The sequence below is a fragment of the Streptococcus oralis subsp. oralis genome, from assembly GCF_000960035.1.
Classification (GTDB): Bacteria; Bacillota; Bacilli; order Lactobacillales; family Streptococcaceae; genus Streptococcus; species Streptococcus oralis_G.
Window position 1 is genome coordinate 235,420 of sequence record NZ_JYGR01000002.1, and the last position, 12,833, is coordinate 248,252.

Annotated in this window: 17 protein-coding genes; 2 read left to right on the top strand and 15 right to left on the bottom strand. The window is 39.7% G+C overall.

Annotated features, from left to right (window positions below; genetic code table 11):
* Window positions 1-12 precede the first annotated feature (12 nt).
* Complete coding sequence (locus TZ92_RS01380) at window positions 13-696, bottom strand: hypothetical protein (RefSeq protein ID WP_033630499.1); 684 nt, start codon at window positions 694-696, stop codon at window positions 13-15.
* Window positions 697-960: 264 nt separating this feature from the next.
* Between TZ92_RS01380 and TZ92_RS01385 the strand changes: the two genes are divergently transcribed.
* Window positions 961-1,191, top strand: coding sequence for a hypothetical protein (locus TZ92_RS01385; RefSeq protein WP_033630500.1), 231 nt, complete (start codon window positions 961-963; stop codon window positions 1,189-1,191).
* A gap of 69 nt (window positions 1,192-1,260) precedes the next feature.
* Here TZ92_RS01385 and TZ92_RS01390 read toward each other — a convergent pair whose 3' ends face one another.
* From TZ92_RS01390 to TZ92_RS01410, 5 genes are all read right to left on the bottom strand, one after another.
* A complete protein-coding gene (locus TZ92_RS01390; protein ID WP_033630501.1) occupies window positions 1,261-2,034 on the bottom strand; it encodes an NUDIX domain-containing protein in 774 nt (257 codons plus the stop codon).
* Between the two features lies 1 nt (window position 2,035).
* Window positions 2,036-2,815: a nicotinamide riboside transporter PnuC gene (gene pnuC, locus TZ92_RS01395; protein ID WP_033630502.1), complete on the bottom strand. Its 780-nt coding sequence runs from the start codon at window positions 2,813-2,815 to the stop codon at window positions 2,036-2,038.
* Window positions 2,816-2,824: 9 nt separating this feature from the next.
* Window positions 2,825-3,883, bottom strand: coding sequence for an AAA family ATPase (locus tag TZ92_RS01400; RefSeq protein WP_033630503.1), 1,059 nt, complete (start codon window positions 3,881-3,883; stop codon window positions 2,825-2,827).
* A 145-nt stretch (window positions 3,884-4,028) separates the two neighbouring features.
* Window positions 4,029-6,461, bottom strand: a complete 2,433-nt coding sequence (locus TZ92_RS01405) for an ATP-dependent Clp protease ATP-binding subunit (protein WP_033630505.1) — start codon at window positions 6,459-6,461, stop codon at window positions 4,029-4,031.
* Between the two features lies 1 nt (window position 6,462).
* On the bottom strand, window positions 6,463-6,921 hold the full coding sequence (locus tag TZ92_RS01410) for a CtsR family transcriptional regulator (RefSeq protein ID WP_001211263.1): 459 nt from the start codon (window positions 6,919-6,921) through the stop codon (window positions 6,463-6,465).
* A gap of 417 nt (window positions 6,922-7,338) precedes the next feature.
* On the opposite strand from TZ92_RS01410, the gene TZ92_RS01415 reads away from it, so the two are divergent.
* The gene (locus TZ92_RS01415; RefSeq protein ID WP_033630506.1) at window positions 7,339-7,554 is read left to right on the top strand and encodes a hypothetical protein; all 216 of its coding nucleotides are present in this window, start codon (window positions 7,339-7,341) and stop codon (window positions 7,552-7,554) included.
* A gap of 37 nt (window positions 7,555-7,591) precedes the next feature.
* On the opposite strand, the gene TZ92_RS10150 is transcribed toward TZ92_RS01415, so the two are convergent.
* The 9 genes from TZ92_RS10150 to TZ92_RS01455 all read right to left on the bottom strand — a co-directional run bounded on the left by TZ92_RS10150 (window position 7,592) and on the right by TZ92_RS01455 (window position 12,832).
* Window positions 7,592-7,936 (bottom strand): ArpU family phage packaging/lysis transcriptional regulator, encoded by a 345-nt coding sequence (locus TZ92_RS10150; protein ID WP_050490606.1) that lies wholly within the window; start codon window positions 7,934-7,936, stop codon window positions 7,592-7,594.
* Window positions 7,937-7,951: 15 nt separating this feature from the next.
* The gene (locus TZ92_RS01425) at window positions 7,952-8,242 is read right to left on the bottom strand and encodes a DUF7675 family protein (protein WP_050490607.1); all 291 of its coding nucleotides are present in this window, start codon (window positions 8,240-8,242) and stop codon (window positions 7,952-7,954) included.
* A 49-nt stretch (window positions 8,243-8,291) separates the two neighbouring features.
* Window positions 8,292-8,504, bottom strand: coding sequence for a hypothetical protein (locus TZ92_RS01430; RefSeq protein ID WP_033630508.1), 213 nt, complete (start codon window positions 8,502-8,504; stop codon window positions 8,292-8,294).
* Between the two features lie 260 nt (window positions 8,505-8,764).
* On the bottom strand, window positions 8,765-9,109 hold the full coding sequence (locus TZ92_RS01435; protein ID WP_033630509.1) for a hypothetical protein: 345 nt from the start codon (window positions 9,107-9,109) through the stop codon (window positions 8,765-8,767).
* 62 nt (window positions 9,110-9,171) lie between these two features.
* Window positions 9,172-9,756, bottom strand: coding sequence for a hypothetical protein (locus TZ92_RS01440; RefSeq protein WP_033630510.1), 585 nt, complete (start codon window positions 9,754-9,756; stop codon window positions 9,172-9,174).
* Window positions 9,757-9,918: 162 nt separating this feature from the next.
* Entirely contained in the window at window positions 9,919-10,083 is a 165-nt protein-coding gene (locus tag TZ92_RS09490; RefSeq protein WP_071788236.1) for a DUF2292 domain-containing protein, read from the bottom strand.
* Between the two features lie 526 nt (window positions 10,084-10,609).
* Window positions 10,610-12,064: a virulence-associated E family protein gene (locus TZ92_RS01445; RefSeq protein ID WP_033630511.1), complete on the bottom strand. Its 1,455-nt coding sequence runs from the start codon at window positions 12,062-12,064 to the stop codon at window positions 10,610-10,612.
* Window positions 12,057-12,572: a hypothetical protein gene (locus TZ92_RS01450; protein ID WP_033630512.1), complete on the bottom strand. Its 516-nt coding sequence runs from the start codon at window positions 12,570-12,572 to the stop codon at window positions 12,057-12,059. Before TZ92_RS01450 ends, TZ92_RS01445 begins: the two co-directional genes overlap by 8 nt.
* Entirely contained in the window at window positions 12,569-12,832 is a 264-nt protein-coding gene (locus TZ92_RS01455; RefSeq protein WP_033630513.1) for a hypothetical protein, read from the bottom strand. The genes TZ92_RS01450 and TZ92_RS01455 overlap by 4 nt, the downstream gene beginning before the upstream one ends.
* Between the last annotated feature and the right edge of the window lies 1 nt (window position 12,833).

Below are 12,833 nucleotides of genomic sequence, written 5' to 3' on the forward strand. Positions count from 1 at the left end.
TCCTAGATACTATTATTGAATCAAGGCAACGCTTGAAACTTTACCATCCGCACCTGTTGTAATTTGGATGATTTTTCCTCCACCGATTTTGGCATTATACTTACCATCATCAAGTGTGTAAGAGTAGCCTCTGATAGAATAGTTTTCTTTCTTTCCATCTGCAGTTTCTACTGTAAATTGACCCCCTGATGAAACCGTAATAGTTTCGCCATTTGCTCCCTTCCAGTTGCCTGCTGCAGCTGAGAAGTCACCATCCACCATGGTTAAAACACCCTTGTAGCGTTTGTTGTGTTCTGCTTGCTTGTCTTGAAGTTTGCGGTCAGTTGTTGGATCATAGCCTGACTGGTTAGACTGGGCTTGAGAGTCTTGCTGAGTTGATGGAGCCTGAGAAGGAGCTTGTTGACTAGGAGCTGCTTGTTCTTGTCTTGATTCAGGTGCCGGTTTCGCTTGTGACTGATCTGCCGTTGTAGAAGACTGACCAGAAGATGCCTGAGCCTTTTCAGATGAAGCTGAGCTTGAAGATTTTTGGGTCTTGCTTTCTTTGCTAGAAGAGGCTGCTTTAGAACTTGATGATTGACTTGTCTTGGCAGAGCTACTGGTTTGAGTGGTTTCGTTTTTATTTCCACAAGCTCCTAGTAGCAAGGTAGAAGCCAATACAGTCGCTGTCATCAATTTGATATAGGTTTTCTTTTTCATTTTTCTACTCCTTTGTAACATTTTTGAAATTTTAAGAAATCTTTTTGTAATATAATTGTAACATTAGACCTTGAATCTGTCAACTATTTAGAGAAACTATTTTAAAAAATTTCTCTCTACTATTTCTATTCGTAATTGAAACGAAAAAATAGAAAATTTTTAAAATTAGAGTCCTATTTTTACATCACCTTTGTGTAATCGCTTGCATTGCATTAGATAAAGGAATATAATAACATTGAAATAGAATATAGGAGGTGCACTCTTATGCTAAATAAGTATTACAAGTATCTTCCTTGGTTGATTTTGGGAGCTATTGGCTCTTATCAATCAGCCACTTACTATGCGCGAACTGCATTTGATGTCTTCTATCTGACTGCAATCTTTTTGATTGTTTATATCGCTTTGTTATTTTTACATGAGAACTATCTCAAGTATCGATACAAAGACTTTTTTACTCACCTGTTGAGCAATCCTAAGAAAGATAGGCATACCTAAAAGCAATCGCAACAGCAAAACCATCTCATGATGGTACATAAAGAGGTCGGGACAAAGTTCCCGACCTCTTTATTTCAATCGATAGGTTTTTCTTGGTTTCTTTTTAGGAACTCGTTTGAGTCCAACTTCTTCTACGTATTCACCGTATTTTACGAGAAAGTTATTGCTGACAATTGGGCGACCAGGGTTGATGAGATTGACCAGTTCAGTCCCCTCGTAGACAGTGAACTCCTCCTCCAGCAGATAGAGGAAGGTCGGGTTCCAATCGAGACGGCCTTGAATTCGTTTGATGGATTCTTGGATAATGGCATAATGGTCAAAGGCGAAGGCTTGCTCCTCCAGCTCGACTCCATCTAGGTAGCATTTGCCTGTCTGAAAATCGACATCTACGAAAACGACATCCTTGGCATCGTCACCTGCCTGAATGAGGTCTAAGGCACGACTAGGTAGGTACACTAAGTGGGCAATGGTCACTGTCCAGCCCCGTGGATCACGACCGGGGGTCGATACCGTCATCAATTGCTCGATTTTCTCCAAAGGTAGATCGAGATTGACTTCTTCTCTCACCTCGCGCTGACAGGCATGTGCAGCATCTTCTCCCTTGTCCATAAAGCCTCCGACTAAGGCTAAACAGTTCTGATAAGGGTGGGCCTTGCGACGGATCAGCAGGAGCTTGATCTTTCCTTCGACAAAGCAGTAGGCTACCATATCCACTGTCACACTTGGTTTTTCATATTGAGGGAGTTCCTGCTTGTAGTACCAGTCTAAAAACTCCTCCTGACTGGCATGGATTTCATAATATTCTTTTTCCGTCATCCCTTCTGGAATCTTTATGTCTGCCATCTTATGCCTCCTTTCGAACTGCCTTAGTCCATTGGTACCAACCCACTAGACTATTGAGTGTGTAAACCCAGTACATCCCTTGAATGTGGATATTTTCACCCCACCAGAGGTAGATACTAAAGAGATTGGTTGCAATCCAGAAAATCCATTGCTCACGGTAGAGACGTGTCATCAAGAGCTGACCAACACCATTGGTCGCATCGGTAACACTATCACGGAAAGGGCGAGCGCTATTGATACTTTGATAAGCCAAACCCATACCAATCCAGATAATGGCAGTCAAGGCTAAGTACTTGAGCCAGTCAAGAACAGATAATTTCTTAGCTTCAAAGTGGGATTCTTCTGGTTTTCCTTGGTCGTTGATACGATTGGACAACCAAGCATAGAGACCAATCGGCTGCATGACAAAGAAGTAAACCGTCGTCAAGACTTCGCCATAAAAAGTCGCATTCATGGCCAAGATCAAGTAGATAGCCGAGTTAATGGCCCCAAAGAGATAGTTGCTTGCACGCCCTTCTGCTACCAAGATAACACAGACAATCCCAGTCCAAGATGCAAACAAGCTCAACCAGTCATGGCTTTCTGTATTCTGTGTGAATTCCAAGATCAAAGGAACACTTGACAAGGCAATGAGATACAACCACTGGAAAATGCTACGTCCGACAAAGAGATCTTTCCATAGCAGGCGCATGATTCCTGCAAAACCAATCTTACGGGCTTCGGAATGGACATTTTTAAAATTTTCGATAAATTGTGTGATTTTTTTAGTTACTGTTTTCATAATTTTCTCCTAATCTGCTTGGTAAATGGCATCGATAGCCACTTTTGCTACTTCATAATTGCCTAGATAATCCTCAGCTAGATAAACTAGTGGAATAGTGGTTAAGTATCGCTCCCTCATCTGGTCCAAATGCTGGGAAAAACTGTAGCGAATGTGGTCTTCTGCCATGGTCATATCTCTAAATCCGTCATTGACATAGGAACCAACAGGCTGCACAAAGAGAATCAAGTCCCATTTTTCCTTAGCCAAGATTGAAACAAAGAGATTGTCAAAGGTTTCTCCTGATAAGTCCCCTTGATCCTCAGTCTCCATGTAATAGTCATAGTAGCCCTTGGTTACCAAGGAGTTGGTATCGGCTATCACTAGACCTCGATTGGCATTGCTATCGATTAGCTTTGAGGTCTGGTCATACTGTCCTAACAGGAGATAATAGTAATCCTTTGGAGTCAATTCATCGTCTCGGACATTGTTTTTGATCTGGTACTCACGCGCGTATTCCAGACTAACGGGCGCATCGTAATACCTTGCCAAATCCTTGGCTAGAGTGGTCTTCCCATTACTAGCACTTCCCATAATCAACACTTTCTTGGTAAACTGACGACGGAAGGGTTGAGCGATGTATTTCCAATATTTGCTTGGATTTTCTCGAATCATAGTCGCTGAGATACCAAACTTTCTTTCTTGCAAGACAGTGCCAAATCCACGCTTAGATAACTCTTGCTGGTAGTCTGCTTCTCCCACAAAGAAAGTCAGTTCTTGCTGGGTTTCATCATAGGAAATCTCCGCTAACATCTGGTCCAACCACTCCTGCCAGCCCATAGGGTAACGGGGAAGGTTGGTCTCATCCAACTTGCAGACAGAGGTCAACTCGTCATCACGAAAAGCCTCTCTGATATAGCGAAATCGTTTTTGAAGACTTAAACCTACCTGCTCCCCTCGGTCTCCCTCGTAGCCTGAAACGACTACCCAGACCTGGTCACACTGACGCTTCGCTCGCTGGATCAGATCGATATGTCCCTGATGGAGGGGGGCAAAGGTCCCAAACACCACTGCTGTTTTCTTTTTCATAAACGTTTTACCTTTTTATACTTTTTGATATTTTTATTTTCTATGTTTTTATTATATACTATTGTTTTGTTTTGTCAATACTTTTTTATCATTTTTTATAAAAAAGTAGCAAAAAAGAATCAGGATTACTCCTGACTCTCCATTTTTAAGCAATATCAAATTTTAACTGACCTGCTTTGACGCCAATCTTGAGGGTCTTGCCTGCTACTAGTTCCCCCTTAAGAAGGAGTTCTGCCAACTTGTCTTCCACTTCTGTTTGCAGTGTTCTGCGAAGTGGGCGAGCTCCCATTTCTGGATTGTAACCGTGACTAGCTAGCAACTTCAGTGCCGAAGCTTGCAGTTTCAAGTAGATACCCTTCTCTCCCAGGCTAGCAATCAATGGTTTCACCATAATCTTAACAATTTCTTGCATGTGTTTGCTATCTAAGCTATGGAAGACCACCTTTTCATCAATACGGTTGATAAACTCTGGTCGATAAGCTTTTTTCAACTCTTCAAAGATTCGTTTTTCCATATTTTCCTGGTCAAAACGAATGTCCTTGGCCCCAAAGCCGACCGTCTTGTCATCACGAAGAGCCGTTGCACCAAGGTTTGACGTCATGATGATAATGGTATTTGAAAAGTCCACCTTGCGTCCCTTGCTATCTGTCAAGACACCGTCGTCCAAGACTTGCAAGAGGACATTAAAGATGTCTGGGTGGGCCTTCTCTACCTCGTCAAAGAGAAGCACTGAGTATGGTTTATTGCGGACCTTCTCGGTCAACTCTCCACCTTCTTCGTAGCCTACATAGCCAGGAGGTGCTCCATTGAGACGGCTAGCTGCGAATTTCTCCATATACTCACTCATATCAAAGCGGATAAGGGCTGATTCGTCATCAAAGAGGACTTCTGCCAGAGCCTTGGCCAATTCGGTCTTACCGACTCCTGTCGGCCCTAGGAACATAAAGGAACCAATCGGACGCTTGTGACTGCGAATCCCTGACTGGTTGCGACGAATCGCACGGCTAATGCTTGAAACAGCTTGATCTTGACCGATGACACGTTTGTGTAGTTCCGCTTCCAAATTAAGGTATTTCTTGGCGTCAGTCTGCGTCAGTTTTTGAACTGTGATACCTGACAAGCGACTCAAGGTAGTCAAAATTTCAGATTCTGTTACCAAGTCTTTATAGACTGGGACTTCCTGCTCCTTTGCGATTAGCTGGGCAGCTTGTTTCCACTTGCCATCCATCAAGGCCTTGTCAGCTGGACTCAAGTCGGATTCGTCTGCTTTCACATGCTTGGATTTGTTTTGCACTGTTGCTGCTGCTTCATCTAAGAGGTCGATAGCAGAGTCTGGCAAGTGACGACTGGTCAAGTAACGATGCGCCATCTTGACAGCTGTTTCAACGGCTTCATCTGTGATTTGCACACGATGGTGTTTCTCATAGGTAGCCTTCAAACCTTGCAAAATGGTCATGCTGTCAGCTAAACTTGGCTCTTCAATCGTCACTTTTGCAAAACGACGAGAAAGAGCTGCGTCTTTTTCAATGTGTTTTTGGTATTCTTCCTGAGTGGTTGCACCAACTGTTCTCAGAGTTCCGCGAGCTAAGGCTGGCTTCAAGATATTGGCTGCATCCAAAGTCGAGTCAATACCACTACCAGAACCCATGATGGTGTGGAGTTCATCGATAAAGAGGATCACTTTGCCATCTTCCTCTATATCCTTGATGATATTGTTCATGCGCTCTTCAAAATCTCCACGGAAACGTGTCCCCGCAACAACATTCATCAAATCAAGCTCTAGAACACGCATCTTTGCCATCTCAGCTGGTACATCCCCACTAGCAATACGCTGGGCAAGTCCAAGTGCTAGAGCTGTTTTCCCGACACCCGCATCACCAACCAAGACAGGATTGTTCTTGGTTTTACGGCTCAAGATTTGAATCATACGTGAGATTTCCTTGTCTCGACCGATAACTGGCTCTAACTTGCCAGAACGCGCTTGCTCCGTCAGGTCATGAGTATAATCCTCTAAGCCGCCACTTTGAGCTTGAGGCATGCCCATCATATTGGCCATGGAATTTTGCTTGTCAGTTACTGTGCGATGGCGTTGACGCAAAGCCTTAAGATCTTCTCTTGTCCAACCTGCACGTTCCTCTAAATTGCGACGAAGAGCAGCAATTCTGACCTGATCTTTCTGGTCTTCATAAGAAAAGCCTGCTCTCTCCAAGATGCGAGTTGCCAAGGCATTGCCGTCATGCAAAATCGCATAGAGGACATGCTCTGTCCCTAGCACCTTTGCGTGGACCACTGAGGCTACATACTCTGCTTCTGCAAAGAGAACCTCCAAACGATGGGAAAAGGGTAATTCCGTAAAAGTTTCATCTTGGCTATAGTCCGTTTCAGTCAGTTCCAACGCAACCTCTTCTAAACGGTCCATCTCATATGGGTAATCATTTAGAGTCGCACCTGCCACACTGTAACTGTGATTAGACATGGCAATCAACAAATGCCATGACTCTAGGTAACGAGCTCCAAAATGGCTCGCAACCATGTAGGCACTTTCGATACATTCATTCAATGCTTTTGAATAGTTCATCTTACTTCTCTTTTCTATCTACCTCTTGTAATAGCTGTCGGAGCATATTGGCACGGACAACTGAGGATTCTTCCCCTAGGACACGATCCGTTGCTACTGAAGTTAGCAAGGTCATCTCCTGTTTGGTCATCAAGTCCTGCTCCACCAAAAGCTGGAGAATATCCTCATAGATCTCCTGACTAACTCTCTCACCAATCGAGTAAAGCAAATCGCGGAGCATCTCATGATGACTGGAAAATTCAATCCGTCCTATGCGAATGTAGCCTCCACCACCACGCTTGCTCTCAACCAAGTAACCTCTGCTTTCCGTAAAGCGGGTCTTGATGACATAGTTGATCTGACTAGGTACAACCTGAAAGGTATCTGCCAACTGGCTCCGTTGCAATTCCACGATACCAGACTGGTCTAAAATCGCCTTGATATAGGCTTCGATATGATCTGATGTATTTTTAAATCTCATAGTAAATCAAACTCCTTCTTTGAACCTTGACTATCTTTGACTATACTATCATTTAACACTCTATAAGTCAAATTTTTAGAGCTCAACCCTTGAAAATACTGACTTTCTTTAAAAATACTAAGGCATTAGGACGCCTTGGTTTTTCTTGAAAGTTCCTAAAAAAGTCCACAAAAAAGAGCCCTAAAAAGGGCGTAATATTGACGAGTTCAGCAGGCAAGAAACTAGCACGGTCAAACGTGCTTTTTTATTACCTGGTAATATTATAGCATATCTAGAATACTCTCTCAATCATTAGCAATAGCTCCAATATTGAAGTATAATGATACTATAACTCTTGCAGAAGTTAAGGAAGCTTACGTTAAGGGGATTCCAATAATATAACAAACTATAGTGCTACAAAATCAGGAAAATAAAAAAATGAAACTTAGAAAGTTTAACAATAAAGTTGTAACGATTACAGACGTTGATAACCAGACCTTTGAGGGAATTTGTCTTTTTGAAGATAAGGATACTTTTGATGAAGAGTATGATGCTTTATCTGTTAAAACAGGTTTACGATGGACGAGGTTATTTGAAAATGAAATTTTAAAAGTTGAAATTGCTGATAAAACCGAGCAGTCAAAAAGCCCTTAGATTTGTTTCTAGGGGCTTTTTATTCCACCAGTAGTTTTCAATCGTAATATGTCAATAATGCTCCTTCTCGATAACTACGAGCAAAATCTAGTAGGATTTCACTTTTGAGACGGTCATACTCTGTTTTATCAATATCCAGTAAGCTATATAGTTCTTTTAAAGTATGCTTTTGTTTTTGGGAAACAATAAATAAATTATAAAATATACCACGTTTCTTTTCGTCTAGGCCACTACTATAAGAGTCTATCATTTTGACAATCTCGATAGCTTTGGTTTCAAATGCGCCTGGAGTATCTCTAAGATTGGCTAACTTCTTCAGCGACTTGTAACTTTTCAAAAAATGATATGCTCTTTTTGCTGTTTCTGTGTTGTCTACGTCCATTTCATACTACCCAACTCATTGAAAAAATTCTCTCCAGAAAGGATTTTCACTATCAAAAATTCTAACTTCTTCTTCCGTCATATTGTGGGGATAATCAAGAAATAAGTTATAAATTTTTTGCTGATCAAAACTGAACAACAGCTCTCCTCTAACATCTATCTTATCAATCCACCAAATTTTTGATTCTTCATTATTTTTGTAAAAATCACTGTATCCTTCAATATTAGACTCTGAAATAAAAACTTTATCCATTCCATCGGATGAACTTGGTTTATCGCATTCCATTAAGTCGTTATTTAACATCATTCAGGCTCTTTCTATCATCTTAGTCAAATAATGTGACCATATTTTTATTTTAAGATACTTGTGGAAAAACTTCATCCCATATATCCACTAAACTTTTACCATCAAAAACTTTAGCTTCCATAGCTTCATCAATCGTATTAAACTGCTGACCTTCATAATCATAACCAACTACACAAACGCTAGATAAGAAACAAGCACCTCGGCCATTAACATTAAATTCAAGATCGGTCTCTAAATATTTTTTAATTTCATCTTTTTTCATACATAATTACCACACCTCGATTATATCATTTTTTATATTTCTAAGCCCTAACATTTTATTTCATTATTACTTAATTCTGTGATTTGGCGCGAGAAAAAATGTACAGTGACGGCGTGAAGCTCGCGAGCGCCTAGTGGGAGGGGGATACCCCCCCACCTTCTCCCGAGTCACTCCGCTTTCTTTCAAAAAAATTTTTTGATTCTCTTTTTTTAAAAAAATAGTTTTTTAAAAATATTTTCTAATTACTTTTTTTAGAATCTTTAAAATAAATCTTTCAGCATTTCACTCATCCCTTTGTTAAGTTTTTGCTGGTGTTCATCGGGCATTGATAGGCGCTGACTAACTTCCTTATCAACCTCTTTGCGCTTCTCTTCCGTCAAGCGTTCGATCTCTTGCTCTCTCTTTCTTTCCTTCTGTTCTTTTAATAGTTCATCGGAACGATCTAGTACCGCTTGCCACTTAGCGTCTCTTGCTATATAGCCTTGTCTCTGACGTTCCCAATTGTCTTTAATTTGTTTAGTTTTCTCTTCATAAATCTCAGCAGACTTTTCTGCTAAATGCTTCCCGTATTCGTTTAAATCAATCTTACCAGTGGGTAGGGTCATTCTGTGTACCTCATCTTTCTATTGGTTAGTAGGGGGCTGATAATTGGAGGGGGGAGTATTTTTTAACCTTGTCCCTTTTTAAAATTCCCGACAATTTCTTTCAAGCTATACTGATATCCGTAAAGGGCATTTCTTGGAGAATAAGATAAAACTGATAATGGATTCATGATCCAACCGCCGTTTTTACCTTTCTTATAATCTTCATTATTTTTAGAGATTTCCTTTTCAAGTTTTTTCAGCACTTCGTTTACACGTTCCATTGCCTTAATTGCATCGTCTCCAAGTTCTACAACTTCCATCAATTTTGCTTCTGCTGGAGTAAAAAAATTATTTTGCTCTTCATCAGCCAATCTATATATGTCTGCAACCATAGCATGGTATTCATCGTAAGAAATCATTGGGGCTTTAGTTAATTCTTTCAAACGTCCCTCATGAAATTCCTTTGTACGTTCTGCTGTCCATAGTTCGCTTTTTGCCTCAACGTATTTTTCTGAATTGATTTCTTTTTGAGCTTGTACTAGCTTGGTTTGAGCATCTGAAATTGCTTGATTTGCTTTAACTAATTCCGCTTCAGTCGTCTCAATATCCTTCTTATTTTGTTCAATCAGTTTGTCAATTTTAGTTTCAATAGTTTGTAATGTTTCCATGTTTTTATTCCTCATTTCTTTTATTCTTTTTTAATTGTACATGTGACCTATGATTGTCTACTGGATCTTTATTCCTCATTATTCTCCTCTTTCCCAAAACAAAAAGAGACGCAACAAAAAAGCTTTTTAGCTTTAATGTTACGCCTCTAGTTGTCTAGTCAGCTATCTTTCTTTAATTGTTGTTTCAATCTGGACAATGTTACCATCTTGACTTGTAAATACCACACTACCAAAGTCTGGTATTTTCTTCATTTCTATTATACCATTTTTGACAAAAATAATAAAGTTATCCTTTAAAAATGGCGTGTAATCTTTGTTCGGATTCATCTTTTTTTCCTCTCTTTTTTAGTGTCATATATTTAACATATCTTCTATTCTGTTAAATTCAAGCCGTTTTCTCAATCCCTTTTGTATCAAGGGGATAGGTCTATTTTGCGTTTTTTAATTTACATTTTTTCATTATGTTAAATACACATGAATTTTATAGCTAAAATAACCTCCAAAAATCAAATTCAATCACTGAAAAATAATCAGTTTCAAAAAGGTAGTCATTTTTGAATATCTAGTGACTACCACTTCTGCCTTACAGCCACAAGGGTTTAGAAAATGCGTAGTCAGGTAGTCACCTCGCTCCGAAAAAAAATAAATAATAAACACCTTTAATCTATTTATTCTATTTACTTTATAGATAATGTAAAATAACTACTTTTTAATATAAAAGTCAATAATATCAAGGGCTTAATAGGGTAGTCAGTAAAAACTTAAAAACTACCCTTTTTCTAAATCCTTTTTGTTTAAAGGCTCTAGCCACTCTCTGAATGGTAGTCATTTTTTTTATTAGTAACTACCCTAACTACCTTTTAGGTTTTGAGTACCCAGGTTTAACGCTTTTTCCAAATTTTAAAGATCGTTTATGTTCCCATCCCTCTTTATTTTGCATGTACTTTTTAACCTTTGCTTTATCCTTTGGTGGTGCTTTATCAGTTAGATAGACTTCTTGGAAGAATAAGTTTATAGTCATCTTGTCACGTTCTACTAATTCGCCATATTTATCTGTATCAAGTTCAACAGTTCCACCTTTGCTATTTCTAAAATAGCCCTCGTTCATCATGTCATAGATATAGTAATACCTGGTTCTATCTGTAACTGGATAATGGTACATGTTTTTTGGAAAAGGTAAAGCCAAATAACGCTCCAAATCCTCAAGGGTTTCATCTGCAAACTTGTAACGACTCCTAACATCATTTACTAACTTTTCATGCTCGTCTGTGAGCATTAGAGACTTGTTTGACTTCCAAGCCACCACCATAGCACCCCAAAAGGCTCTACGGTCTTTCTCCGTCCATTTTCTGCCCTTATAGGAGTTATCTTTATGGACTTCTGAAACCAGGAAGCGCCTTTCTCCTGTTAGGTCGTTCAAATAATCATGATCGTTAGTTGCCCTAACAATGATGAAACTCTTAGGTAGTCGTCTATCACTAGAAGCGTAGGGCGGTCTATACTCTAGCTTAGTTTCTGTAATGAACTTCTTCAACTCTGAAAAACTAGCCTTTTTACTGGCCACCATTTCATCATCAAATACACACCAATTTCTAACCATCCTAGCCTTGTCATCCTTATCTGTGAAGGTCTCAACCGTTGTAAAATACTTGTGAGTGAAAAGACCCTCAAAAAATTGAGTCTTTCCCACTCCCTGTCTTCCAGTCAAGTCCAGCACAAAGTCAAATTTAATAGAGGGGTCAAATACTTTAGCAACCGCCCCACGAAAAAACAAATCCATGATAATGCGGTTATATTCATCATCTTTGATATTCAGATAATGCCTTATAATATCAAAAGGATCACGCTGATACACTAGCTTTTTATACTCGCTTTCGCATGATTCCAGGTAGTCTTTTAAAGGGTTGTAGCTATGCTCACCAGCGACCACTTCCAAAATATCAGCGATATCCCCTTTCTTATAATCTATCTTGTACTTTGTAGCAATATAAGCCCTAATCTCTCTAATAATTAGGTCGTCAATGGTTCCGCTTAAGGTTCTACCGTTCAATTTTGTTTCTTTTGTCACGTCAATTTCATAAGTGAATGTATTGTACTGTATCGCCCCCTTCAGTTTGCTATCTCCACTTAAAATCTTCTTAAGATTGTCCAAGGTAACCGCAAAGCCTTTCCCTTTGGTTTTCGGTGTTAGATTCAGACTATTATTATCCTCGTTGGTCTCTCTTGCTTGGGTCAAGTCCACCACGGTAGGCGGTATTTGTTGCTGATTCTCTTCGATAATTTTAGTTACAATTTCTTCACTATTCAAAAGCCACCTCCTTATAGAATTTTGTCGCTATTTCAAGGAAATAACTGGCCAATTCTTTCCGTTTGACGATAGTAGAAAACAAATCCACTAACTGACTAAAACTGTAACCATTCACAAATAGCAATCGGACAAAAAGTGAAGTCTCATACCTGGTATAAATGCCATTACAAATCAGGTCAAAAACCCAGCCTTTTAACTCCACTCCAAGCCCCTGCCGTTGCTCTGTCAATTTATTTACCTCTAAATCTTTCAGGATCATCAGCAATTCAGGACTAGCCAAGGTAATTTCTAATGGTCTAGCTAGTTCCCAGCCTTCCCTATCACTTTTTTCGTCTCTGATAGCCACATATAAGCCTTTGTAACGAAAATCCGTCAACCCCTCACCTATTGGCTCATAGTAGACAAACTTATAATAGTTTCCATTCTTCCAAACTTGGGTAGGGGTAGACTTGAGAAAGGTAAATAATGATAGTTTATCAGCGGACAAAATCAACTCCAGAACCCTCATTCCTCTACCCCCAAGAACTTCCAAATATCAGCCACTTTGTAGTATGCCTTTCTAGTATCCTCTAGTGGGGGTTGATACCGTCTTAAACCTGCACCTTCCCACTTTTGGAGTGTTTTATACTTTATATCCAACTCTTCCATGGCTTCCTGGGCTGAGATTAGACCTGTAAACTTTTGTGGTACTTTTTCATGACTTTTTAGGTAACGCTCGATGGCTTCTAATATTTTTGTCTTGAGTTCCTCAATCATTTTTTCAAACATA